15 protein-coding genes and 1 tRNA gene are annotated in these 24,781 nt (G+C 66.1%); 9 read left to right on the top strand and 7 right to left on the bottom strand.

Annotated elements, in window-relative coordinates; all coding sequences use genetic code 11:
- Positions 1 to 5: 5 nt before the first annotated feature.
- Positions 6 to 2,603 (top strand): glycogen/starch/alpha-glucan phosphorylase, encoded by a 2,598-nt coding sequence (locus tag IPM18_16065; GenBank protein MBK9121097.1) that lies wholly within the window; start codon positions 6 to 8, stop codon positions 2,601 to 2,603.
- Positions 2,604 to 2,671: 68 nt separating this feature from the next.
- Here the strand turns inward: IPM18_16065 and IPM18_16060 are convergent, their stop codons facing one another.
- A complete protein-coding gene (locus IPM18_16060) occupies positions 2,672 to 3,556 on the bottom strand; it encodes a bifunctional 5,10-methylenetetrahydrofolate dehydrogenase/5,10-methenyltetrahydrofolate cyclohydrolase (protein ID MBK9121096.1) in 885 nt (294 codons plus the stop codon).
- A 190-nt stretch (positions 3,557 to 3,746) separates the two neighbouring features.
- Between IPM18_16060 and IPM18_16055 the strand changes: the two genes are divergently transcribed.
- From IPM18_16055 to IPM18_16045, 3 genes are all read left to right on the top strand, one after another.
- A complete protein-coding gene (locus tag IPM18_16055) occupies positions 3,747 to 5,585 on the top strand; it encodes a Na+:solute symporter (GenBank protein MBK9121095.1) in 1,839 nt (612 codons plus the stop codon).
- A 67-nt stretch (positions 5,586 to 5,652) separates the two neighbouring features.
- The gene (locus IPM18_16050) at positions 5,653 to 6,237 is read left to right on the top strand and encodes a hypothetical protein (protein MBK9121094.1); all 585 of its coding nucleotides are present in this window, start codon (positions 5,653 to 5,655) and stop codon (positions 6,235 to 6,237) included.
- Between the two features lie 120 nt (positions 6,238 to 6,357).
- A tRNA-Arg gene (locus tag IPM18_16045) sits at positions 6,358 to 6,431 on the top strand.
- 146 nt (positions 6,432 to 6,577) lie between these two features.
- Here the strand turns inward: IPM18_16045 and IPM18_16040 are convergent.
- The gene (locus tag IPM18_16040; protein ID MBK9121093.1) at positions 6,578 to 9,430 is read right to left on the bottom strand and encodes a discoidin domain-containing protein; all 2,853 of its coding nucleotides are present in this window, start codon (positions 9,428 to 9,430) and stop codon (positions 6,578 to 6,580) included.
- Between the two features lie 334 nt (positions 9,431 to 9,764).
- Between IPM18_16040 and IPM18_16035 the strand changes: the two genes are divergently transcribed.
- Together IPM18_16035 and ccsA are read left to right on the top strand one after the other, a co-directional pair.
- Positions 9,765 to 11,369, top strand: coding sequence for a hypothetical protein (locus tag IPM18_16035; protein MBK9121092.1), 1,605 nt, complete (start codon positions 9,765 to 9,767; stop codon positions 11,367 to 11,369).
- 62 nt (positions 11,370 to 11,431) lie between these two features.
- Positions 11,432 to 13,228: a cytochrome c biogenesis protein CcsA gene (ccsA, locus tag IPM18_16030; protein MBK9121091.1), complete on the top strand. Its 1,797-nt coding sequence runs from the start codon at positions 11,432 to 11,434 to the stop codon at positions 13,226 to 13,228.
- An 87-nt stretch (positions 13,229 to 13,315) separates the two neighbouring features.
- Here the strand turns inward: ccsA and IPM18_16025 are convergent, their stop codons facing one another.
- The 3 genes from IPM18_16025 to IPM18_16015 are packed head-to-tail and all read right to left on the bottom strand — an operon-like array spanning position 13,316 to position 18,227.
- Complete coding sequence (locus tag IPM18_16025; protein MBK9121090.1) at positions 13,316 to 15,022, bottom strand: hypothetical protein; 1,707 nt, start codon at positions 15,020 to 15,022, stop codon at positions 13,316 to 13,318.
- Positions 15,004 to 16,098 (bottom strand): hypothetical protein, encoded by a 1,095-nt coding sequence (locus IPM18_16020; GenBank protein ID MBK9121089.1) that lies wholly within the window; start codon positions 16,096 to 16,098, stop codon positions 15,004 to 15,006. Before IPM18_16020 ends, IPM18_16025 begins: the two co-directional genes overlap by 19 nt.
- Positions 16,098 to 18,227, bottom strand: a complete 2,130-nt coding sequence (locus IPM18_16015) for a hypothetical protein (protein MBK9121088.1) — start codon at positions 18,225 to 18,227, stop codon at positions 16,098 to 16,100. The genes IPM18_16020 and IPM18_16015 overlap by 1 nt, the downstream gene beginning before the upstream one ends.
- A gap of 197 nt (positions 18,228 to 18,424) precedes the next feature.
- Here IPM18_16015 and IPM18_16010 point away from each other — a divergent pair, with 197 nt between their 5' ends.
- The 3 genes from IPM18_16010 to IPM18_16000 are packed head-to-tail and all read left to right on the top strand — an operon-like array spanning position 18,425 to position 22,534.
- Positions 18,425 to 19,123, top strand: coding sequence for a hypothetical protein (locus IPM18_16010; GenBank protein ID MBK9121087.1), 699 nt, complete (start codon positions 18,425 to 18,427; stop codon positions 19,121 to 19,123).
- A complete protein-coding gene (locus tag IPM18_16005; protein ID MBK9121086.1) occupies positions 19,108 to 21,141 on the top strand; it encodes a hypothetical protein in 2,034 nt (677 codons plus the stop codon). The genes IPM18_16010 and IPM18_16005 overlap by 16 nt, the downstream gene beginning before the upstream one ends.
- A 55-nt stretch (positions 21,142 to 21,196) precedes the next feature.
- Positions 21,197 to 22,534 carry a hypothetical protein gene (locus IPM18_16000; protein MBK9121085.1) on the top strand — a complete coding sequence of 446 codons (1,338 nt, stop codon included), beginning with the start codon at positions 21,197 to 21,199 and terminating at the stop codon, positions 22,532 to 22,534.
- 62 nt (positions 22,535 to 22,596) lie between these two features.
- On the opposite strand, the gene IPM18_15995 is transcribed toward IPM18_16000, so the two are convergent.
- Positions 22,597 to 23,604 carry a bifunctional oligoribonuclease/PAP phosphatase NrnA gene (locus IPM18_15995; protein ID MBK9121084.1) on the bottom strand — a complete coding sequence of 336 codons (1,008 nt, stop codon included), beginning with the start codon at positions 23,602 to 23,604 and terminating at the stop codon, positions 22,597 to 22,599.
- Positions 23,601 to 24,770 carry a sulfate adenylyltransferase gene (gene sat, locus IPM18_15990; GenBank protein MBK9121083.1) on the bottom strand — a complete coding sequence of 390 codons (1,170 nt, stop codon included), beginning with the start codon at positions 24,768 to 24,770 and terminating at the stop codon, positions 23,601 to 23,603. The genes IPM18_15995 and sat overlap by 4 nt, the downstream gene beginning before the upstream one ends.
- Positions 24,771 to 24,781 lie beyond the last annotated feature (11 nt).

Here is a 24,781-nt window from a genome sequence, read left to right as displayed (position 1 = left end):
CCCGCATGCCGCGCCAACCGCGTTCGGCTCGATCCGCCCCCGCCACCAAGTCTCCCTTGTCGGCCGATGCCACGGTCCTGCTCGCCCGCTTCCACGAGCACCTGCGCCTGACACAAGGCGAAGCGTGGGAAACAGCGCAGCCCTTCGACCACTTCGTGAGTCTGGCACGCGCCACGCGCGACCAGATCGTCGACCGCATGATCGCTACGCAGACGCTCTACAGCCGCCGCGACGTCAAGCGCGTGTACTACCTCTCGTTGGAGTACCTGCTCGGCCGCATGCTCAAGAACCACCTCGTCTGCCTCGGCATCTACGACGAGTGTGTGCCGCTCTTCGCCGAACTGGGCCTCGAACTTGACACGATCTGCGAACTGCAGCCCGACGCCGGACTCGGCAACGGCGGCCTCGGCCGGCTGGCCGCGTGTTATCTCGACTCGGCCGCAACCCTCGGCCTGCCTGTCTACGGCTACGGGCTGCGCTACGAGTTCGGCATTTTCCGCCAGGAAATCATCGACGGCTGGCAGGTCGAGCGGCCGGACTACTGGCTGCGTTTCGGCTCACCCTGGGAGATTGCCCGTCCGGAGTGCTCCTGCCCGGTCCGGCTCTACGGTCACGTCGAACCGGCCACGGATCGCCAGGGACGGTACCGTCCGCAATGGCGTGGCTACAAGGTCGTGATGGGCGTGCCGTACGATTGGCCGATTCTCGGCTACGGCGGGGAGACGGTGAACTTCCTGCGGCTCTGGTCGGCCCGGGCACCGGAGATGTTTGATCTCGCCGCTTTTAACCGCGGCGGCTACGTAGAGGCGGTGGCGGAACAGGCCCGCACCGAGACGCTGACCAAGGTGCTGTACCCCGCCGACGACAATGATGCCGGGCGGGAGTTGCGGCTTGCGCAACAGTACTTTTTTGTGGCATGCACGCTGAACGACGTTCTGCGGCGTTTCCTCGATCGACACCAGGACTTTGCGCTGCTGCCGGACCGTGTGGCTGTCCAACTCAACGACACGCACCCCGCACTGGGCGTGGCGGAACTGATGCGCATCCTCGTGGACGAACGTGGGCTCGAGTGGGAGCAGGCGTGGGACATCACGCAGCGCGTCTTCCATTACACGAACCACACGTTGCTGCCGGAAGCGCTGGAGAAGTGGCCCGTGGCCCTGCTGGCGCGCGTGCTGCCACGGCACCTGCAGATCATCTTCGAGATCAACCAGCGTTTCCTGGATGGCCCGGTGGCGAGCCGTTGGCCTGGCGACGGCGCCCGGCGGCAGCGGTTGTCGCTGATCGAAGAGGGCCCGACCCCCTTGGTCCGGATGGCCAATCTCGCCATTGTGGGCAGCCGCCGGGTCAATGGCGTGGCCGCGCTGCATACCGATCTGCTGCAAGAGCGCGTGGTGCCGGATTTCGCGGCGCTGTGGCCGGAGAAGTTCCTGAACGTGACCAATGGCGTCACGCCACGGCGCTGGGTGCTGGCGTGCAACCCGGACCTGTCACGGCTGATTAAGGCGCGCCTGGGTCCGGGCTGGGTACGGGAGTTGGCGGAGTTGCGGAAACTGGCACCGCTGGCGGATGACCCGAGCTTCCGTGCGGAGGTGCGGGCCGCCAAGCGGGCCTGCAAGGATAACTTCGCCGACTGGCTACAACGGAATCTGCACATCGCTGTCTCGCCGGATGCCTTGTTCGACGTGCAGGTCAAACGGTTGCACGAATACAAGCGTCAATTACTCAACATCCTCTACGTCGTGATGCGCTACCAGGCCATGTGCGACGATCCCGGCACAGATTTCGTCCCGCGGGTCGTTTTCTTCGGTGCCAAGGCCGCCCCGGCCTACTCCCGCGCCAAGCTGATCATCAAGCTGATCAATGACGTGGCACGCACGATTCAGCAGGACGAGCGCGTGCGCGACCGCCTGCGGGTGGTGTTCCTGCCGAACTACGACGTGTCGCTGGCGGAGCGCGTGATTCCCGCCGCTGACCTGTCGCAACAGATTTCGACGGCCGGGCACGAGGCCTCCGGCACGGGCAACATGAAGTTCGCGCTGAACGGCGCGCTGACGATCGGCACACTCGACGGCGCCAACATCGAGATTCGCAACGCAGTGGGAGCGGAGAACTTCTTCCTGTTCGGCCTGACGGCCGAAGAAGTCGCGATGCGGCGCATGCACCACGATCCGTGGGCGGTATACCAGTCCCATGCGGCCGTACGGCGGGCGCTCGATTCGATCGCGGATGGGGCCTTCAGCCCCCGGGCACCGCATCTCTTCCAGCCGATTCGTGATTGGCTCACTCACGAGCGCGATGTCTACATGCTGATGGCGGATATCGAGTCGTATGTCGCCGCACAGGACCGCGTGGATGCGCTGTGGCGCGACCCCGCCGCCTGGGATCGCGCGGCCGTGTTGAACATCGCCAACATGGGGTACTTCTCGAGCGACCGTTCGGTGGGCGAATACGCAGAGCACATCTGGGGTGTCGCGCCGATCGTAGCACCGGCCGCACCACGGCGCATCCTGAGCGAGCCGGTCGCCACCGCACCCGCGCAGGCAAAGGCCACCGGCAGCGGGCGCCGGACGAGTTCGAAGGCACCGGACAAGAAGGGATAGGTGCATGACCGAGCCGGAAAATGCCATCGGCATGGCACAGTCGCGAATGATCTGAGTCGGCCCGGCCCTCAGAGTTTTCTCTCGAGCTGCTTGCGTGCCGCCTCCAGCGTGTTCCGTAGCAGCATGGCCACCGTCATCGGCCCGACGCCGCCTGGCACCGGCGTCAGGTGCCCGGCCACCGGCGCGACGGAGTCGAAGTCCACATCGCCCACGGTCCGCCGCACGTCGCGCCCTTCCGGGCCGCGCTCCGTTACACGGTTGATTCCGACGTCGATCACGACAGCCCCCGGTTTCACGTGCTCTGCCCTGATCAGCCGTGGCTTGCCCACGGCCACCACCAGGATATCCGCCGCCCGGGTATGCGCCGCGAGGTCCCGCGTCGCGATGTGGCAGCCGGTCACCGTCGCCATACGACTCAGCAGGAACATGGTGACCGGCCGGCCGACAATCCGGCTCTGTCCCACGACCACTGCGTTGGCGCCGCGCACCTCGATACCGCTGCGGTCGACCAGCTCCGTCACGGCAAGGGCCGTACACGGCGCAATGATCGGTTCACCGTAGAAGAGCAGCCCGATGTTGGCCGGGTTGACCCCCTCAACGTCCTTGTACGGATCGATGTGGTACTGGGCGACGGCCGTGTCAATGTGCGCTGGCAATGGCAATTGCAGGATGATGCCGGTGACCGTGGGGTCGGTATTCAGGCGCTCAAGAGTGCGCAGCAGCTCGGCCTGGGTCGTACCGTCGGGCAATTCGACCAGCTCATACTGCACGCCCACCTTGACGCTGAGCTTACGCTGTGAAGTGGCGTAGACCCGGCCGGCATCATCACTGCCCACCAGCACGGCGCAGAGCTTCAGAGGTCCGTGGTGCGCCGTAAAGTGGGCGACACCCCGCGTGACATCGGTGCGAATCTCGGCTGCATACGCCGCGCCGTCGAGTAGTTCTGCCACCATGCCGCTCCTCGGAAACCATCGGCCAAGAGCAAGCCCGTGATAATCGCCGTGCGCCGGCCGGCCCGCAACCAGGCAGGGTCTTATGCCAGCCGCCGCACGGCAACCCGCCGCTCTCCGCGACTCTGGCACCTGCGATCCCGTCCGGCTACAGTGCCCGCACCAATCGCACGGCCCCTCTCGAGCCCACACCATGCAGCTCACGACGCTCGACTGGATCGTCATCGCCGCCAGTCTCCTCCTCGCGTTCACGCCGGCGCTGTTCCTCGCCCGCCGCGCCGCGCGTGGCACCGTCGACTTTTTCGCCTCCGGCCGGGCGGCGCCCTGGTGGCTCGTCGGCACCTCCATGGTCGCCACGACTTTCAGTACCGATACGCCCAACCTCGTGACCGACATCGTCCGCCGCGATGGCGTGGCCGGAAATTGGGTCTGGTGGGCCTTCCTCCTCACCGGCATGCTTACAGTCTTTTTTTACGCCCGCCTCTGGCGCCGCTCCGGCGTGCTGACCGACCTTGAATTCTACGAGCAGCGCTATTCCGGGCCCTCCGCGAAGTTCGTGCGCGGCTTCCGCGCCGTCTACCTGGGCTTGTTCTTCAACTGCTGCATCATGGCCACCGTCACCCTCGCCGCAGTCAAGATCGCCAACATCATGCTCGGCTGGGAACGCGATCAGACACTGCTGTTCTGTGCCGTGGTCTGCATCATGTTTTCCGCCGTTTCCGGTTTGTGGGGGGTCATGGCCACCGACCTGATCCAATTCTGCATTGCCATGTTCGGCGTGCTCGCGGCGGCCTTCTTCGCCCTCCAGCATCCCGCCGTGGGCGGGCTGTCGGGTCTCCTGGCGCAGATCGAGCCGGCGCGGCTCAGTCTCCTGCCTGACTTCGGCAACCCCCAGCTCGTGCTGGCGGTGCTGGTGATCCCGCTCACCGTCCAGTGGTGGTCGGTCTGGTATCCGGGCTCCGAACCCGGCGGCGGCAGCTACGTCGCTCAGCGGATGCTCGCCGCGAAGGACGAGCGCCACGCCCTCGCCGCCACGCTCTGGTTCAATATCGCGCACTACGCCCTGCGACCGTGGCCCTGGATCATCGTCGCGCTGTGTTCCCTGCTGGTCTTTCCCGAGCTGGACGACATCCAGCGCGCGTTTCCACGGCTCGACGCCCGGCTGCTTGGGCACGACATCGCGTATCCCGCCATGCTGACGCTTCTGCCGGCCGGCGTGCTGGGACTGCTGATCGCCTCCTTGCTGTCGGCGTACATCTCAACCATGTCGACGCACCTGAACTGGGGTGCTTCTTACCTCGTGCATGACCTCTACCGGCGCTTCGCCGTGCGCGACCGCAGCGAGCGGCATTACGTCTGGGTATCACGCGGTGTCACGGCGGGACTGATGATCGCGGTCTGCGGGCTGGTCCCTTGGCTGGATACGGCCAAGGACGCGTTTGATCTATTGCTGACACTCGGGGCCGGCACCGGCCTGCTCTACCTGCTGCGCTGGTTCTGGTGGCGCATCAACGCGTGGAGCGAGATCGCCGCGATGGTCAGCTCTTTCGCGATCGCGGCGGGGGTCTTCACGCTGAATCGTGCGCTGCTGGCGGGGCACGACCTGGGCGCGTGGCACCAGCAACTGCTGGCGGCGGGGGTGCTGCAAGCGGACCCGTCGGGCGGAGCGATGGTGGCGAGCACGGCCAGTCTGCTCGTGACGGTGTTCGCGACCACGGGGGTGTGGGTGGCGGTCACCCTCCTGACGCGCCCCGCTGCCGAGGCGACGCTGGTGGCGTTCTACCGGCGCGTGCGGCCGGCGGGGCCGGGTTGGCGGAAGATTCGGTTGCTGGCGGGGGTGGGGCCCGCACCGGACAGTGTGCCACAGGCGCTGCTCGGGTGGGTGCTGGGGTGCCTCTTCGTCTATGCAGCACTATTTGGCACCGGGAGTTTCCTGTACGGCCACTTGCTCACCGGCACGATCTGCGCGGCGGTATGTGTGTTAAGCGGGTGGCAGGTTGCGCGGATCGTAAACGGCATCTGGCGGGCGTAGGTGCCGATGGTTCCGGGTCCCCGAAGCCCCCGTCGCCAGGTGCCTGCCCGGCGTCTACGATGCGCACATGGACTGGCTCACCTGGATTTTCCTCGAGAATGCCTACGCATTGTCGGCCGCGTGCGGCACGGCTCTCTTCATCCTGCTCGTACTCTGGCGGCGCGGCGGGTCGCCCCGGCCACTGCTGATCGGCCTGGCGTTGACGGCCCTGCTTTTCGCCGTCCAGACATTCGTGACGACTCCACGTGAGCATGCGCTGCAGGCGCTGCGGGCCATCGAGCGTGACCTGCGCGCGGGCCGCTCCGACGCTCTCGCCGGCTGGCTGGCGCCGGAGTTCGACGCCGGCCGGTTCGCGGGCGAACCGCTCAACCGGTCCTCCTTCCTCGCCTTGGTCGATCGACAACTCGCGGAAACGCGTGTCCGCGAGTTATACCGCACGTCGCTGAGCGTTGAACGCGAGAGCCCGGAGCGCTTCACAGCGAGTGTTGCCTACCTGGCCGAGATTGTGCGTGGGCAGATGGGCGGGAGTTTCCGTTCGCGCTGGGAGCTGACATTCGACCGAACACCGCGCGGGTGGCGGATCACATGCATCCAGCCCCGGTTTGTCGACGGCTTACCCAGCGCCACGTGGGATGCGATCGACCGGAACTGAGCGGGCCACGCCGGTGGGCGGCCAGGCCCCGCGGCCCGGAACGAGCCCCCCCGGGCCGACCGGAGTGACCGTCCTGCCTTGTGCCCGCCCCGCTGCCGTACAATAATGCCCGCAACATAGGCGCCTGTAGCTCAACTGGATAGAGCATCGGCCTTCGGAGCCGAGGGTTGGGGGTTCGAATCCCTCCGGGCGCGTTTGGGACAGTCGTCACCGTGTAGGTTCACGGCGCATGACAACCCCATAGTCGCAACCCGGACTGGTTTCCGACCACGAATTCATATCCTCAGAAGAATTGCGCACCAGCGGCCGCAGTTAGCCGCAGCACATGGGGTGGATCCGGTTACTTCTCCGCAAACACCCGCACCTCGCTCAGGTGCGTCCCGCCCGGCGCCGTCGCTTCAATCCGGATCACCTGGGCCGTCACTGGCGCGCGGGCGTAGGTAATCCACCGTTCACTTGGCCGGTCGGGGTTGATATCACGGTCGTTGCCCATCGCTCCATTGAAATGCAGCGGGTCCTGCGCACCGAACCACTCCGGCTCCGCAGCGGCGACATCTTCAACCATGCGCGTCGTGATCGTGAAGTGCTGGAAGAAATCTCCGTGCCGGCCGTCCTGCACGATGTCGATGCGGCCGACGCGCTGCGGCGCGGGCAGCGTGATCTCGATCCAGTCACCGACCTCCGCCCGGCCGCCCTCCCAGGCCGTCTCCACGTTCCCGTCGACGACCCGGCCGGCGGTGTCCGCGCCGCGCGACGCCCGCACCTGCGCTCCCTGCGCAACGTTCGTCGCGAGGTCCAGCCGTTCCGACGGGCTGATACGGCACACGACCGGCAAGTCGTACGAATCGGTATGCCCACCCCAGAACGCCCGGTTGAACTGCGTCACGTCGATGAACTGGTAGTCCCGCTGGCCGTAAGCGTCGATCCGCAGGCAGAACGTGATGTTTTGACCCACCACGTCAAGGCGGCCCCACGGGTTCCACTTCCGCAAGGTGTGGCCGGTGGCCGTGGTCGCATCGGTGGGATGCAGACTGTCCTGGTTGGGCAGGGTGAGGACGCCATAAGGGCCGCTGTCAAGGTTGGCTGCCACGACATTCGTATCGCGCATGCCGCTCCAGTTCTGCTGGAAGATCGTGACCTGGGCGTGGCGGATCGGCGTGCCGTCGGCGGAGATCAGCTTCACCCCGCAGCGCCGCGGCGTGTCGTACTGCCAGTCGCCGTAGAAACCGTTGCGGAAGCGCGCGTTCGCATTCGCCCCGCCGACGCTGTTGGCGGAGTAGAGACCCGTACCGGTGCGATAGCGCGGGTCCGGCCGTGTGTCACACCCGCCCATGAGTCCGGCCCAGTGCCACCAGCGACCGCGCGTCATGAACTTGCCGTTCTCCTCGCGGATCTGGCCCTTGCCGCGGGGCTGGTCGGGCTCGGCGGCTTCGATGGCCGACCAGTAGATGTCGTAGGCACCCCAAACCTGGTGCGAGCCCTCGTGCAGCAGGGACGGCTCGAGGACGATCTGCCGCGATTCGACGAAGCGGAAGTAGTTGCGGCGTTCGGCTTCGTTCGCGTCGTCCCGAATCCAACGCGAGCCCCACTCGCCATCGTAGCGCGGGTCGAGACGGTCCTCGGCCCGGTGAATCCCGCCGCCCGCGAGCCCGTTCGGCATGATCTCGATGGCGTCGAGCGTAACGCGCAGCACGCTGCCGTCCGGGGCGAAGTCATCGAAGCGTGACTTGTCGAAGTAGGTTTCGTTCCAGACATCGACGTGCCATTGCAGGTAGTCCTCGAAAGCGTAGGATCCCCATGGCTTCGGGTGGTTCTTCACGTGTTCGTAAAGCCCGGCTTCAACCCAGTACTTCCAGGTCTTGCCCGCGACGTACTTGTTCAAGGCGTTGTTGTTCTTCGTGATTTCGTCCGCGAGATTCTCGTGGTCGATCTCGAACTGCACGACGACCTTGCGCGGGTCTGCCAGATCCACGTCCCAGTGCCATTCCAGCCGCGTGGTGAACTCCTCCCACGGCCCCAGCGTGATCTCCTGGACCGGCTGCGCACGCCGTCCACGTCGCCCTTCACCCGCCACACCCGATTTTTCCAGCACGACTTCGTCGTTGATCTTCCACCGGTAATTCAACGTACCCTTGAACGGCACATCGCTCGCGTTCTTCACATGCGCGATGAAGACCACCAATTCGCCCGGTTCCGGCCACTTCTTGTCGTCACCGTAATCCGGATTCAGCATGATGCCCGGCATGTCGCCGCGGAACGGTTGCCGGAGGTAGCTTGTTTGCCCGTTATCGTTGTAGCGGTAGTACTTGGGCGTCCGTTCGATGTAAGTCACCGTCAGATCCGGCTTCGCCGGCCGCACGATCGGTCGCTCCTGGAACCGCACGCGCAGTCCGGGGCGGTCCGCTTCCTCAAAAACGTCTGATGCAAAGAGCTTCAGGGGTTCGGACGGCTTCTCCTCCGTGGCCAGCGCAATCATCCAGCCGTGGTTCTGCCAGTGCCGCTCCAACCACGCGGCCACATCCGCCTGTAAGCCCGGACCCGTCAGCACGTACGCACCCAGCTCCGCATCCCAGCAGTCCGCCAGCTTGCCACGCCAGCTCGGTTCCTCCAGCCGGTCACGATCCCCCCCCGGCGCCGTCCAGGGTCGGGCGAATTTGCACAGTTCCGCCCCTTCCGAGTAGCGCTGGTTGTAGGTGACGGTCTGCACCATCTTGATGCCGTCACCGCCCCCATCACGCCAGGGCTGCGTGACGCGGTAGACCACGATCTCCGTCTCTGGGTCGGGCGTGCCATCTGGCTTCAGAATCAGCGCCACGTCCTGCACATGGCTCCCGACCGTAATCCAGCGATACAACCGCCCAAACTGGATCAGAATCTTGTCCTGCGGCTCGGTGAGTACGAGTCGCTCACTGCGACCATAGTTGAGGTCGGGGTTCGCTCGGCTGAGGTACGTGTCACCCACATCCATGTACGGCATCGTGCGCCCGGGGTCGCTGTCGACCGCCGGACTCCAACCGGTGTACGGCGTAAGCGGCACATAGCGCCGCAGCAGCAGTGTCTTTTCCTGTGGATCGGCGGGGAAGGGCAGGGTTTCGTCGCCCGGGGCTTGGGCACCGGCATAAAAACCCGTAGCAGCCACGAAGAAGAGCACGGCCCACGTGGCGAAACGGTTCATGGAGCGATTTGACGGCATCGGGAAACTCCTCACGGGCGATCCGGTGCACAGGGCAGCGGAGACGTTACGCACCTCAGCCATCCAACGGACCGAGACTGCGCACGAAGGGCGGGGTCCGGCGGCGCAGTACCACCGCGCGCCGGTCAACGGCAGCCGCGCGACTTTGGAAGCCACCAACACCGGCTGCCACGGGTGGAAAGAATACGACGATTTGTGGTGCGGTTTCAATCCCGAAAAACCGATTTCCTTGTCGCGAACCCGTACCACCATCCGTATACTGATGACGCGTGTATCAGAGCCGCACCGTGGCTCGAAGCTGTAGCAGGTCTAACCCCCGCCGGATGAGCATCCCATGAAGCCCGACACGCCCCCATCACAAGCGGCCCGCCGGAACCCCATCGTCCGGCTGTTTTCGAGCGTCTGGTTCGGCATCACCTTACTGACGCTGATCCTCGTTTACAGTTCGCTCTTCTCGGCATACGCCCCCGCCCGGTGGGAAGTCGAGATGACGGATATGCAGACGTTCGCGCATCCGTTCTTCGTGGTGCTTTGCGCGCTCTTTTTCGCGGCCATCGCCACCACGACGCTGGTGCGATCGCGTTGGACCTGGGTCAATGCGGGGTCCGTCACGGCCCACCTGGGCCTGCTGATCCTGACGCTGGGTGCCACGACCTATTTTTCGAGCAAGATTGAAGGCAACGTGTTGCTGCAATCGCCACTGATCGCGGTACGCGACACCACCGCGCCGCAGGCCGGCGTGCTCGGTCGGCTTCCGGCTTACGCGGGGGCGACCTGGGCCCGGCTGCTGCCGAACCAGATGCAGCCGGTGCAACTCGAAGTGCTCAGCGTAGAGGGTGAGGGTCTGGATGTCGCGCAACGAGCCACGGTGCGCGTGCATGTCGCCGGCCGCCAGCCGGAAGTCGTCACGCTCGACGACAACCGCGGCACATGGCAGAGCGTCGGCACGCTGCAACTCGCGCTGGCAGGGTCGCCACCGGAGCGCACGTTCTATGACGATCAGGGCGCGACACTCTACTTCCGCCACCTCGCCAGCGGCCAGGAGATCGTGCGGCAGGTGCCGAAACTGCCGATCTACCACGAGCGTTACCTCATCGGACCCGAGGGCGAACTGCTCGACAGCGACGGGAACTCCATCCGCCGCCACCGCCCAAGGCCGCGCATCCAAATGGCGGGCTGGGACATTCGGACGTCGTGGTTCGAGCGGTGGGACATGCCGCTCGTTGTCGAAAGCGGTAATGAGCTGCCCTACCGCGTGGAAATTACGGGTTACGTCCCGTTCGTGACCGGCACGCAGCGGCGGCTCGGCACGGATGGTCGTCAGCGTGATGTCCCCGTGCTCATGCCGCTGCGTCAACGGCGCGGGGACTCGCTCGCGCGGTCGAGCTCGGCCATCCGGGTACGCATTTCTTCGCCGGAGGGTGTCGAGCCGGCCTGGGGTGATTCCCAGTGGGTCATGTTCAGCCAGTTTCCCCATCTCGGAGCCCAGCCGCTCGAGATCACGCTGCCCGGCACCCAGGACCGCTGGCAACTGATCTACTCTCGGAAGCGACACAGTCTCGGTGCCACCGTGACCGCCACGAAGCTCACGGTGGATCACTTCCCGGGCATGCGCAGCGTGAAGAGCTGGCACAGCGACATCGCCGTGCAGTCGCCCGCGGGACACGTGGATTACGCCACGGTACAGACCAACGAGACCCAGAACATCGCCGGTTGGACGCTTTACCAGAGTGGCTTTGCTGAAGACGGCTGGAGCTGGACGATTCTCGGCGTCGGCAACCGCAAGGGCATGCTGCTGATGAACATCGGCTGGATCATCGTGACCCTGGGCTGCTTGTATGCCTTCTATGTCAAGCCGGTCCTGCTGCGCCGTCGCCGCCAGCGTGTTGCGGTCATCGAGAACGCAGCACCTTCGCTGCGCGCCCCGGAGGCCGCCTGAGCCACGGCGATCGATCCAACCGCCGTATCCCTAGAACTGAACGCCACATGCGGAGCATGAGGATGAAGACCAAGCTGATTGCACTGGGTTGTGTGACACTGCTGCTGGCGGCCGCCGGCCTGACGGGCTGCCGCAAGCCCGACCCGATCCCCGGCACGGACGAGCTGCGGGCCATGGACAGCCAGATCGACTGGAGCCGCGCCGGCCTGATCGCCGTGCAGGACGGCAACCGCTACAAGACGCTCGATTCCTTTTCACGCGAGGCGCTGGCCATCATGACCGGGCGGGAGCACTTCCCCGGTGTGTCGCCGGTCGGCTCGATGCTCGAATGGAATTTCAACCGCAACGCCTATCGGGACATCCCGCTGGTGCGCGTTTCGAGCGAGTCGGTCGTCTACGGCCTGCTGGATGTCGTCCCGGCGAAGCGTCGCACCGACATCCTGAAGGACAAGCGCTTCACGCTGCGGCAGGTGTCGGCCGACGCCTTCACGCAGGCGCTGACGCGCATCGAGTCTGACACGCGCAAGCGCTCGGCCGCGAGCCGGGCGCGCCACGCGCAGGTCATCGCCATGCACATGGACGCGTTCCTCCAGATCGTGCCCCAGCCGGGTGGTTCCGAGAAGGAGCCCTGGCACACACCCGAGACCGTGCTGGGCTCGCTGACCGATGCACACCTCGGGGAACTGGGGCTCTCGCGGGCGGCGCTGCCGGTCGAGTCACGTTTCCCGATCGACGGACTGTCGCCGACCCAGGCGCTCGAGATCACCACCGCGTGGGCTTCGCTGCGCAGCGCCTGGATGCAGCGCGACGCCACCCGCGTGCAGCAGTACCTGGAGCGACTCGCGACGCAGTTACCGGCGCTCGCTTCCGCCCAGGTCTACCCCGCACTGAGCCAGCGGCAGGCCGAAGCCCGCTATTACGCCCAGGGTAAGTTCACCTACGCCTGGATCCTGTACTTCGTCGGCGTCCTTTTCAGCGTGGTCGCACTGGTCACGCAATGGCGCTGGGCTTGGATCGTCACGCTGCTGTTCACCCTCTTGGGCCTCGGGATTCATACTTATGGCATGAGTCTCCGCTGGTACATCCTTGCCCGCATTCCCGTCGCGAATATCTTCGAAGCGGTCATGGCCGCCAGCGTCATCGCCATCGTGGTCGGTCTGCTGGTCGAGGGCTTCCACCGCACGCGCGTGCTGCTGGTCGCGGCCGCGGCGGTCGGTTTCATGGCCTGCATCTCGGGGCAGTACATTCTGCCCAACAGCGAGCTCAACACGATTCCCGCAATTCTCGACGACATCCAGCTTCGTATCCACACCGTCATGATCATCACGGCATACGCACTGAGCTACATCGGCGCGGTTGTCGCGCTCGTCTATCTCGGCGGCTTCTACGGGTGGAAACTGCAGAACTTCGCGGCTCTTGCGCCCGCCCCCGCCGCCACGCTTGACCAGGGCGGCGCGCTCGCCCTCGGCAGCGGACCGAGCACGTTGCGGCCCATCATGGCCGGCGGCGCCCCGGGGGACGACACGCGCCACAGCAGTATCCCGACCTGGCTGAACAACATCGACATGGCACACCTGATCATCCTGAACATGATCTTCGTGCTGCTGTTCGTCGGGGGGATCATCCTCGGCGCCTGGTGGGCGGACTACTCCTGGGGCCGGCCGTGGGGCTGGGATCCGAAGGAGGTCTTCGCGCTGAACACCTGGATCATCTACGCGATCCTGATCCACCTGCGCTTCGCGGTGCAGAAGAACAAGGGCCTCTGGACCGCCTGGCTCTCCATCGCGGGCTGCGCGATGGTGACGTTCAACTGGTTCTATGTGAACTTCTTCATCGTGAGCATTCACAGCTACGCGTAAGAAGATCGGAGGGAATGGGCAAGACGAACCCGCGTCCGATCGGGTGAGGCGGCCGCGCGGGTACCGGCCTTGTGCTGCGCCGGCCGCTCATTCCCCGTACGTGAAGTTCATGTGCCGCACCCCGTGGCACGTCAGCGTGCATGATCCCTTGAAGCGGCCCAGGTCAATGAACCGCCGCTCACCACCTACAATCGCCGTATCGAAGTTGATCAGGTGACTGTGTTCCGTCGGGCTGCCGCTCACGCCGTGCGCGGTATGACAGGCGCTGCAGGGCGTCCGGCTGCGTACGACGTGCAGGTTGTGGAACGCGAAGCTCTCGTCGTTCAGGATCGAATTCCGGTCATGGCACTTGTAGCACAAGTCGTACGCCTGCTGAGATTCGATCGTGAAGTCCCGAGTCTCGTACCGTGCCACCAGTAACGGCTCGAACCGTGAAGTGTGCGGCCCCGCCGCCTCCGATCCGCCCACATCCCGCGCATCCGGGTTGTTATGGCAGTCCTGGCAACTGACAAACGCCTGTCCGCGGTACTCCGGCCGCAAACTCGGCACCTCTGCGCTGTTCCGTGCCGGAAAAGCCACCGGATGCGCCGACGCCGCCGTGGGAAGAAACTGTCGCCGCACATTCCCGCCGGCATCCCGCGCCCGGATGATCCGGTTCGGCACCAGCGCGGGCCAATCCGCGTGGCAGCGGAAACACACCTCATAATAGAAGCGCGCCCGCTCCACCTCCGCCCCCGTGATGCTGATGCCCGGCACCTCCGCCATCGCCCCCGGCACGAACGGCCCATCCGCCCCAAACCGCCGTGCGGCCGTCAGCACGTCCTGCTGCACCGCGTGCGGATTGTGGCAGTCTGTGCATTCGACATGACCGGTATTGCCCGGCCGCCACTCCGGCGAGGAGCGGTGCGCCCGCCGCCGATCGACACGGTGGCCACTGCGCTGCCCGGCAACCGTCAGGATGTTGGAACCACCGATTCCGTCGTGACAATTCAAGCAGAGTTGCGACGGCCGGTCATACAACAGTTGTTCCCGGTGCGGCGCACTGTGCGATACGTGGCAGGCCGCACAGGCGTTGTCCGCCAGCGAGCGAAAGGGCAGTTTCTCGCCATGCGTCACGGTCATCGGCACGCTGCGCGCGCTCAGGGCATGCGCGCTGAGCCGCCAACCGCGCAGGTCGTGGCAGCTCAGGCACAGCGCCCCCTCGCGCTCCGTGATGCGCAGGAAGTTGCCCAGTTCGTTGTTGTGCGGGTCGTGGCAGGCCGTGCACTCCACCTCGCCCCGGCGCCCCAGCACAATCCGGGAATCCACCAATTCCACCGGCCGCAACTGCGGGTCGCGGTTCGACAGGGCACGGTCGTAGCGGAAGCCGATCGGGTGATCGTCGGACAGGTCATTCGTCAGATCTGATGGTCCGCTCGGCATGTACAGGTGCGTCATCGGGATCGGTTGGGTCAGTGGCCGATCCAGGGTCAGCCCCAAAGCGATGCTGCCGTCGTGACAACTCAGGCACAACTTGCTGGCCGGACCGGGCTGATCAACGCGTGCGTCCAAAGATGTACTGCGGTAGATACGGTAGTGCGTGGTCGGATTGTGCCGGTTCCACAGCGGCGCCACCGGGCTCGCATTGTGCGGGGCATGGCAGAAGATGCAGACCTGGTCTTCCTCCAGCGCCCGCACCGGACCCGGCCCGAAGACCGAAAGATCATGCTTGGAATTCAGCACACTGTCGTCTGCCCACGCAGCCGTCACCGCGAGGAGCAGCGAAACAAACAGGATCAGGGCGAAGCGGGCCATGCCGTGCCCTCCGGCAGAAATTCGAATACCTGAACGCGGCGATTGGCACTGTCTGCGATCCAGATCCGGTCGCGCGCGTCGATCACGAGACCCGACGGCAGCGAAAACTCGCCCGCCGCCGCTCCGCCCTGGCCCCAGGCCAGCAGCAGCCGTCCTTCACGGTCAAAAACTTGCACGTTTTCGAACTGATTGTCCAGTACATAAATGTGCCCACCGGCATCCACCGCCACCCCGCGCGGCAGCGCCAAGTCACCGGCCGCGTCACCTTTGCGCCCAAAACGGCTCCGGGGGGTACCGTCCGGCGCGAGTGTCTGAATGCGGAAGTTCATGGCGTCCGCGACGACCAGGCCCACTGCCGGCTGAAACGCGAGCGCGATCGGGAAATTGAACTCACCCGGCGCCAGACCACGTGCCCCGAACGCCTGCACGCTCCCGTTCGCGGCAACCGCAAAGACCGCGTGTGCCTGGGCATCTGCGAGCCAGAAACGCGGCCCCTCCGGCGGTCCGGCCGCGATGGCAACCGGCGCCGTGATCTCCGGCCAGCGCGCCGTGCGCAACCAGCGGCCGTCCGGGGTGAAGAATTCAACCGCGGCCCGTACACGGTCCACGACCGCTACTTCGCCCCCCACGATGGCCAGCGCGATCGGAACGCGCAGGGGATCCTCCGGGTCGCCCCGGACGAACAGGTACTCGCGCGTTGCGAGGTTTAGCACATGGACCACCGCGGCGCCGGTGTCGGCGACGAAGACGCGCTCTCCAGCCACGGCAACCGCTGCCGGCTTCACGAACACCGCTCGCGGCCGCAGCCCGGTGACCGCCGCGCCAATGGTTTCCCAGAAACCGGGCTGGGCGCCGAGACTCTCCTCCCCGGTGAGCGTGCCCACGTAGCGAATCCGGGGCGTCTCCGGCGGTGCCGGCCACACCAGGGGCGGATCCACCGGCGGGAAGATGGGGCCCGGTGTGACCTGGCAACCGGCCAGCAGCGCCCCCAACGCCAACATGGTGGTGCTACGAACCAGCGCCGCGCAGGGACGGGCGAACAGGGACGGTGGCGGCAGCGCGCGTTCCGTCGACATCAGCGCGCCGCCTTTTTCGCGATGATGGGGAAGTCGCGGCGCAGTTTCAACCAGAACGCCATGGTGTTGTCCCGCGAGCCGGGCAGGTCGAGCATGTCGTACTCGGCCTCGAATAACAGGGTGAAGTACCCGATGCGCCACTCCATCCCCGCCGTCACATCCACGCCATGGGTCACGCCGTAAAACGAGTCATCCTCAAACCGGTAAAGCGTTGCCACGCTCGCTTCGAGCTGCTGAGTCAGCAGGTGGCGATAGTTGAGTCCCACGTCCAGGAGGAGCGCATCCCGAGCGTCCAGGTAGCGCGTCCCATCGTACCAGAAGTGTGAAAAGGTGGTTTTGCCGTCGAGTTGGTTCTGCCCGCGCGCCCAAAGCACTACGTCCCCGTTCGCATGCAGGGCCTGGTACGGATCGATGGAATCGTCGTTGTACTCATACTCGAAGCCCGCCGACCAGCCGGACCGCCGGTACGTCGCCCCCAACCGGTGGCGGTTTACATCGCGCGGCTCGTACCGCAGGAAACCGCGTTCCGTGATCCGCTCCTCCTGGAGCGAGCCCGCGTAATACGGCGTCAGGCCGAAGTCGAACGCTTGCTGAATGCGCACGTCGAACCGGTCGCGATCCAGGGCGTAGTCGCGGTACACCTCGTATACGTAGCTGACGAGCACCGTCTCACGATCCGCGATCGCCCCCGTGGCAAGCCGCCGGAGCGCGGTGAATCGACCGATGCGCAGCGCCACGTAATCCCGGCCGCGCAGGTACGTGCGGGTGCGACTCGCATCCGTCACCACGAGACTGAAGTGGTCGACATTCTGTTTTGCGAGATAGCTCGCCTGCGGATCGCGCATGCTCACCGCTTCGGCGATCACGATGCCGCGGCGATCGCCGTTGCGGGTCTGGATGGAGGCGTGGTTGTAGCTGACGTTGGCCGAGAAGCGCCCCCAGTCATTCTTCTGCGAGTACGACAGGTCGGCGACCGCCCCCCACTCGGACAGGTCCGCGTTCGCGTTCTGTTGCTGTTGCAGACCGTATAACTGGGCCGAAGCCGTCAGGGCTTCGCTGAACCGATAGGCGGCTCCCACCTCGCCCCGCCAGGTTTCGGCCTCCAGATCCTGGAATGCGTCGCGCAGCCACTGGGCCCGGAAATCCGTACTGAACTGGTCTGTCCATTGCAGGCGCAACCGTGACGACGCCTCGGCGGTGTCGCGCGAAAGATCACCGGATTCGTCCTGCAGCCGCAGCAGGTTTTCCCACGAACTGCGATTGTCGCGCCCGAAACGCAGCAGATGGTTCAGCGTGAGATAATGCCGGTAAGTGTCGAAACGGGTTCGCGTACCCGCGTAGCGCTCGGAACGGTCGTCGTACTCGTAGCGGAACTCAAGCTGCTGGTTCCGATCGAGATTCCACGTCGCCTCGTAGCGGAATGTGTCTCGGCCGCGCTGCTCGTCATCGTAAGGGCTGCCCGTACGGCTGCGCAGCTCTTCCCATTCGTGCTCGAAGGAGAAGCGCATCGACACCACGCGATCATTGAGGGTGAGCACGGTGCCGTAGCGCTCGCGCGTGCGGTCGAGACTGGGTTGGAACGCGCGCGGCACCCGGCTGTCGAGTCGCTGGGCATAGGCGGTCGCACTGACCTTGCCGCGGGGGAAAAGCGTCAAATTCAGGTCGTATTCAAACAACCCGCCGTCGTCATGGTCTCGGCGCGCCGGCCAGCGTCCTGTTTCCGCGAAGTAATCCTGCGACAGGCCGCCCCGCACAGCGATGTCGAACAGTGCAAATCTTTCATCCAGTAGCGCTCCCCGGGTCGCAACGCCGAGGGTTTCCTCGAAGCTTCGGCTGCGGTTATTCTGACGCTCGGTGCGGGTGCCGAATGCGCGCCGCCGCTGCGCAGTGACGCTGCGCTGGTCGTAGCTCGCTTCAAAACCGAGCTGCAACTCGAGCAGCTCAATCTCCAGCAGCCGATCGTAGGTCGGCGCCGCGGCCGGACCGGGCGGTTCGTCCGGCGGAGGACGCACTTCGGCCTCCGGCTGCGGCTCGGCCGTTGCGGGCACCGCCGGTGCCGCAGTCTGTGACCAGGCCGGCAGCGTGCAGGCCGTCGCCACCAGGACACTGGCTGAGAGGAGTAAACGCACGATGGCAATCCGCAGGCTTAGGCCGTCGACCGCACACGGACCCCGGGAGAACTCCCGGGTTGTGTCGCAACGTATCGCTCGTGCACGAACTTGTCTACCCTATGACGGACTTGTCGATACTTTTCTATTGTAAATTTCTCCACGGCCGATATAGTCGGCGCCCGGTGGCGCGTGCCGCCCGGTCCCAGGAGGTTCGCATGCCGGTCATCCTGCGCCTCACCGTGCCTGTCGCCGCGCTCGCGCTCCTCGTCGGTGCCGTCCGCATTCAGTCCGCGGATGAACCAGCCCCTTCCTCCGGCACCCCACCAGCCGCAACGCAACCGGCCTCCACGACCCAGCCCGGGGTCGGCCTGCTGCCGGTCACACTGACCGACCCCGCTTCCGACCTGGTCAGCGGCCTCATCGGCAGCAAGCACGACTTCTCGCACGGCGGCCGGACCGGACGCGACCTGTGCCTGCCCTGCCACGCGCCGCACCTCGTGAGCCCGCCTCCGCCACAGCTCGACGCCCGCCCTACCACGACGCAACCGCTCCGCCCGTACGAAGGCCCCGGAATCGTGCTCAACTCTTGGTCCATGCTCTGCCTCGGCTGCCACGACGGCATCACCGCCCACGACGTGTATTCCGGCTCGCACGCCCTTGCGACCGGCGATCAGCTCGCGAATTCCCGCCTGCCCGCGACGGCCCGTACGAGCCACCCCATCGGTATCACTTACCCGCTCGCCGCACCGGGCTATCGCACGCGTGCCGAAGTCGAGGCCGCTGGCCTGCTGCTGCCCGACGGCCGCATTCAGTGCACCACCTGTCACGATGCCCACAACACGCATCGCCACCCAGGCATGCTGAAGATCTCCAACAGCCGCAGCCGGATGTGTCTCGCATGCCACAACATCTGACCCCATCGCGCCGCCTTTGCCGAGCCCGCTTCGCCTACTGGGCGCTGGGCCTGGGTGTGGCCGCGTGCGCCCTTGCCGTCGCCGTCCCCGCCGGCTGCGCCGGCGCCGGGCGCACCCGGCCGTACCAGTACGCGGGACTCTACCCGCCGACACCCCAGCCGCCACGGGTTGTGGCACTCGGCACCCTGCGCGGTACACCTCCACCCACCCGGGCGGAAGTGGCCGCCTCGCAGGTTCTCTTCGGCACGGACCCCCCGCCGCCGCTCGCGATTACGAGTCCGTACGGTCTCGCCGTGCAAGAGCGTGCTTTGCTGATCTGCGACACCGTACTCAACACGGTCTTCCGCTGGCACGCCGACTCCAACACGCTCGACGAGTTCCCTTTCGCGACTCCGCCGACGGCACCTTTCGCGCTCGATCCCCTGCCCGATGGGGAACTTCTCCTTGCGGACCAGAAGGGTGTCCATCGCATCGGCTCCGACGGTCGCATTCGCGTCACCTACCGCCCCCCTGACGAGCCGTATCGCCCTGCCGGCGTCCTTGCGGTCGGCGACGCCGTCTGGGTCACCAACACCCTCGGCCATCGTATCGAGGTGTTCGACCTTGCCGGCGGCACCTACCGCGGCGCGCTCGGTCAGTACGGTACCGGGCCGGGTGAACTCGCGCTGCCACGCGGCCTCACGCGCACACCGCAGGGTGAGATCTGCATCGTGGATATGCTGAACAATCGTGTGCAGGTGTGGTCCCCGGACGGCACCTGGCTGCGCACTCTCGGCCAGCCCGGAATCACCGACGGCAGTTTCGGCCGGCCGCGCGATGCAACCGTCGGTCCCGATGGCACTATCTTCGTGACCGATGCGCTTTCGCAACGCGTCCATGCCTTCTCCGCCGATGGCGCCCCGCTGCTGGCCTTTGGCGAGCCCGGTTCCGGCGTTGGCGAACTCCGCATGCCCAGCGGCATCACGATCACACGCTTCGCCCCACCAGCCGAGCGTCCGCTGCCCATCGACGTACGGCCGCGCTACTACGTGCTCGTCGCCGAACCGCTGCTGCGCTCCGGCGTCCGCGTCTACGCCTGGCTCGGTGCGGAAGCGCATGAGCTGGGCGTGCCCGTGGCGCTGCCGTCGGGCGCTGCACTCGCCTGGCAGCCGCGCTCCCCCGAGATGAGCGCCATCAACCCACACTGGGATCCGCAACGCTGCACCACGTGTCACACGAGCACGGCCGGCCAGATGGCACCGATCGCACCGCTGGAAATCGACGCGCTGTGCATTTCCTGCCATGACGGCGTGCGGGCTCCGGCCGATCCGCACCCCATCGGTCGCCCGGTCACGAGCGCGGGCGTCCACGTGCCGGACGAATATCCGCTCCCCGGCAACCTGATCGGGTGCATCACCTGCCACGACATTCAGCGCCACTGCGACGTCAGCGTGCAGCGACCCGCCGTCAACGCCGTGCTGCTGCGGGGCTTTGACCCCCAGCGCCCCCTGGCATATTGCACCAACTGCCACCAACCCGAGGGGGGCGGACGCTTCAGTCCGCACCTCCAGCACGATGCCACCGGCCGAGTGCGCGAAGACGCGTGTCTATTCTGCCATACGCGCCGCCCGCCACCCTCGCTGGACGGCAAGCGCCGCTTCGAACCCTACCTGCGCGACAACACGTCACGCCTGTGCCTCAACTGCCATGTGAAGCACTGGGATCTATCCCCCGAGGGGCACGTGGATCGCCCGGTCTCTGAAGAAACCTACCAGTGGATGATCGTGCGCGAACTCGCCCGCGCGACCAACGGTACGCGCCGCGAACTGCTCGAACTCGCCGCCCGGCATGAGCGCCCGCCGGCCTGGCTGCCACTGGGTGATGGCATGGTGACGTGCTACACCTGCCATAATCCGCACTACCATGGCCTGTTCCCCGAAAACACCGAGCTCGGCGCACTGGCAACCAATCCCGCCGATCGCGCTGCCGGGCTACGGACCGATTGGATTCAGATCTGCAGCGAGTGCCACCACCGCTGACGACCGCCAACGCGGACGCCCGCGACACGCGGCGGTCCGTGCAGGAGCCCCTGTGATGCCGCGGATGCCATCTCATCCTTGCCCCTTGCGGATGACCTTTGCGCTGCTGCCGCTCGCCGCCGTTGCGCTGGCGTTCCCGCTCGGACTCGGCGGTTGCCCGCGCCCCGACTCCGACGGCAACAACACTGGCATCTACCGCAACACGTCAGACCCCACGAATGCCGGTGCCACTTTCGTCGGCTCGGCCGCTTGTGCCGCCTGCCATGCGGAAACCGCTGCCACCGCCGCCCGCCACGGCCACGTGCATGCCCTGCAGACCGTGCGCGGCGCTGCACCCCGCTTCGACGCAGCCAGCACAGCGGCCGGCGTGCCCGCACCGCCGCCCGGCTTCACCTGGAACGACATCAGCTATGTCATCGGTGGCTACACCCGCGGTGCGCGATTCGTCAATGCTGCGGGTTTCGTCCTGACTGACGGCACCGCCGGCACGCTCACGCAATGGAATCTCTCATACCCCGCGACCGGTACACTCACCGGCTTTGCCGCGTTTCTTCCCACGCAGGTGATTGCCCTGCCCTTCGCGTTTGAAGACTTCCGCCGCCTCACCACCGGACCCCGCGAGCGCACCGCCCAGCATCCGAAATCGCAGGACAGCCGCCCCGGCATCCTCGGCACCTGGTTCGAGACCGGCGTCGGCTGCGAGGCCTGCCATGGCCCGGGCTCACGCCACGTCCCCAACCCGGGCGCACGCGATCTCTTCGTCGGTTCGCGCGCGTCCGACTGCGGCCAGTGCCACACCGCGAGTTCCGACCCGCGCACCATCCCAACAGCCGACGGCTACCTGCACCCGTACGCACAGTACTCCGAGCTGCTCGCAAGCGGCGGACACGCCGGTTTCAACTGCACCTACTGCCACGACCCACACGCTTCCACGCTCCACGACCGGTCGGTCGGCATCCGCAACCAATGCACCGCCTGCCACACGGATGCCACGATGGCCGCCCACGGTGGTGTCGTTTTCCGCCGCGGCGACTATGTCGAGCCGGTCACCTGTGAAAGCTGCCACATGCCTTTCACTGGCCGGAGCTACACGGCAGCTTCCACAGCCCTCGTGGGTTCCACCGGGCGGATGGGGGATGTGCGCGGTCACATTTTTCGCATCGACCCGGCCCGGGCGACAGTTGCGGACATGCTCACCGCCGACGGGAGTACCGTGGCGCGCGATACAGCGGGGCGAGCGGGTGTAAGTATCGACTTCGCATGCCTGCGCTGCCACACCACCGACAACACCGTGCCCAACAACGCGTTTCCCCTGACCCCCGACCTGGCCGGGCAGATTGCGCAGAACGTGCACCGTCTACCGCGCGGGAATGCTGCGGAGTTCCGGCGGTAAAGCGCTGCCGCGGATTTCGCCCTGTTTGCAGGCGGTGTCCGTTCCGGCATCCACCCTGCAGATCACAGCCCGCGCACGAACTGCTCCGCCGCCGGAAGCACCCGCCCCAGCACCGCTTCGAACGCGCTATCCACGACCGCCCCCGCGCTCGCGTAATGTCCACCGCCCCCGAACTGCTCCGCCAGAGGCAGTACCGAAACGCCCTGCTCGCCGCGGAAGTTCATCCGTACCCGCCCGGGCGTACCTTCACTGAACAGAATCGCCACACGCACACCTTCGACACGGCGTACGATTTCCACCTGGTCGTCGATGTCCTGCGCCGTGCAACCCGCCTCCAAGATCTCAGCGTGAGTCACGGTACTCCACCCCAGTGCTCCGCCAGCCCCGATCCGCGTATTCGCGTAGACCGTCTTCAGCAGCGCGAACTCCGCGGCCGTCTGGCTCCGAAACAGCTCCTCGCACACACCCGCCACGTCCGCGCCGGCCAGCGTCAGCGCATGGGCGACCGCCAGACTGCCCGTGCTCGTGTTGGCCAGCGAGAAACCCTGCGTGTCCCCGGCCAAGCCCGCATACAGCAGCGTCGCCACGGCGGCGGAGAGGGTCGCCCCGAGTCCCACCAGCAGCCCGTACACGAGCTCCGATGTGCTGCTCGCAGCAGGCACGATCCAATTCCACTTTCCGAAACCCGGGTTGGTCGCGTGGTGGTCGATGTTGACGAGCGGCACACCCGCGAGCGCGGCCAGCTTGCCGGGCACGTTGATGCGCTCAGGTTTCGCGGTGTCGAACACAATCGCCAGATCGCAGGCGCCGAGCCCCACGGGCAAACCGGGCACGACCCCACCGCGCCGCGCGAAGCGTTCCATGCGCTGCGAGGCCGAGTGCTCCGGCAGGACCGGGACAGGGGTGATTCCCAGCGTGGGGAGTGTCAGCGTCAGAGCGGCAACACCGGCGAGCGCATCGGCATCCGGGCTTACATGGCAAAGCAGCGCCACGCGGCGAGCTCCGCGAATGGCGCCGCACACTTCCGCGGGCGGCAGGTGCAATACTCCGATCCGCGGCGCCACACTCATTTCGACGTCCGCATGGAAGCGATCAGTACGTCGGCAATTTCCGACCGGGTGAACTCGACCGGCGGACGCTCGCCACGGGAAAGCATCTCCCGCACGAGCGTGCCGGACAGGAAGACGCGCTCTTCAGGTTTACTGTTCGTGGTCTTCTCGCTCGCCATGGCACCGGACTTGCGGCACCAGAACGTATGCTCGAATTTGAGCGGCGTAATGCCAATCTCCGCGAGATCGAACTCGTCGAAGATACGCTGGGCATCGTACGTGCCGTAATAATTGCCGACGCCGGCGTGATCGCGACCGACAATGAAGTGCGTGCAGCCGTAATTCTTCCGCACTAGCGCGTGCAGAATCGCCTCCCGCGGACCGGCATAGCGCATCGCCGCCGGCCAGACCGTCAACAACGTGCTCTGGGGGTGGTAGTAGCTCTGCAGCAACACCTCGTAGCACTGCATCCGCACGTCGGCCGGAATGTCACCCGCCTGCGTCTGCCCCACCAGGGGATGCACGAGCAGGCCATCACAGATCTCCAGGGCGCACTTCGTGATGTATTCGTGTGCGCGGTGGATCGGGTTCCGCGTCTGGAAAGCAACCACCGTCCGCCAGCCGCGCTCGCGAAACAGCGCACGCGTTTGGGCCGGGGCTTTCCGGTAGGAACCGAACTCCGGCGCATGCCGCGGCGTGAGCACCTCCACCGGCCCGGCGAGGCACACGTCGCCTTGCGCCAGCGTCACGGCCACACCGGGATGAGCCGGGTCACTCGTACGATAGACGCGCTCGACTTCCAGCGCCTTGTCGTGGGCGTACTTCTCGTCGACGGTCAGAATCGCCAGTGGCCGATCCTGCTCATCCGTCAATACCACACGCTGGCCAGTCTCGATGTGCTGGGCGGTCGCGGCGTCGACCGAGCAGGTGATCGGGACGCTCCATGGCAGGCCGCCGGACAGGCGCATCTCCTCGCAGACCCGGTGGAAATCCGCCGAGCCCATGAAGCCGCGCAGCGGACTGAAGGCGCCGATCGCAAGCAGCTCCAGGTCACACTGCTCCCGTTCCGGCAGCCGGATGCGCGGCAGGTCGGTCGCGGATGACTCCAGATCGGCCCGGCGCGGACCCTCGACGCACAGGTTGACGAGCGCGCCGCCATGCGGAGCGATGAGATCGGTCGCGGACATGATATCTCCAG

Source organism: Phycisphaerales bacterium (genome assembly GCA_016716475.1).
Classification (GTDB): Bacteria; Planctomycetota; Phycisphaerae; order UBA1845; family Fen-1342; genus JADJWG01.
This window is presented reverse-complemented; position numbering and strand designations above follow the sequence as displayed.

Bases quoted from the DNA above. Each gene is read 5' to 3' on its own strand.
- IPM18_15995 (MBK9121084.1), bottom strand. From the start codon at position 23,604: ATGAGTGTGGCGCCGCGGATCGGAGTATTGCACCTGCCGCCCGCGGAA.
- IPM18_16065 (MBK9121097.1), top strand. From the start codon at position 6: ATGCCGCGCCAACCGCGTTCGGCTCGATCCGCCCCCGCCACCAAGTCT.
- IPM18_16000 (MBK9121085.1), top strand. From the start codon at position 21,197: ATGCCGCGGATGCCATCTCATCCTTGCCCCTTGCGGATGACCTTTGCG.
- IPM18_16050 (MBK9121094.1), top strand. From the start codon at position 5,653: ATGGACTGGCTCACCTGGATTTTCCTCGAGAATGCCTACGCATTGTCG.
- IPM18_16020 (MBK9121089.1), bottom strand. From the start codon at position 16,098: ATGTCGACGGAACGCGCGCTGCCGCCACCGTCCCTGTTCGCCCGTCCC.
- IPM18_16025 (MBK9121090.1), bottom strand. From the start codon at position 15,022: ATGGCCCGCTTCGCCCTGATCCTGTTTGTTTCGCTGCTCCTCGCGGTG.
- ccsA (MBK9121091.1), top strand. From the start codon at position 11,432: ATGAAGACCAAGCTGATTGCACTGGGTTGTGTGACACTGCTGCTGGCG.
- IPM18_16010 (MBK9121087.1), top strand. From the start codon at position 18,425: ATGCCGGTCATCCTGCGCCTCACCGTGCCTGTCGCCGCGCTCGCGCTC.
- IPM18_16005 (MBK9121086.1), top strand. From the start codon at position 19,108: ATGCCACAACATCTGACCCCATCGCGCCGCCTTTGCCGAGCCCGCTTC.
- IPM18_16055 (MBK9121095.1), top strand. From the start codon at position 3,747: ATGCAGCTCACGACGCTCGACTGGATCGTCATCGCCGCCAGTCTCCTC.
- IPM18_16035 (MBK9121092.1), top strand. From the start codon at position 9,765: ATGAAGCCCGACACGCCCCCATCACAAGCGGCCCGCCGGAACCCCATC.
- sat (MBK9121083.1), bottom strand. From the start codon at position 24,770: ATGTCCGCGACCGATCTCATCGCTCCGCATGGCGGCGCGCTCGTCAAC.
- IPM18_16060 (MBK9121096.1), bottom strand. From the start codon at position 3,556: ATGGTGGCAGAACTACTCGACGGCGCGGCGTATGCAGCCGAGATTCGC.
- IPM18_16040 (MBK9121093.1), bottom strand. From the start codon at position 9,430: ATGCCGTCAAATCGCTCCATGAACCGTTTCGCCACGTGGGCCGTGCTC.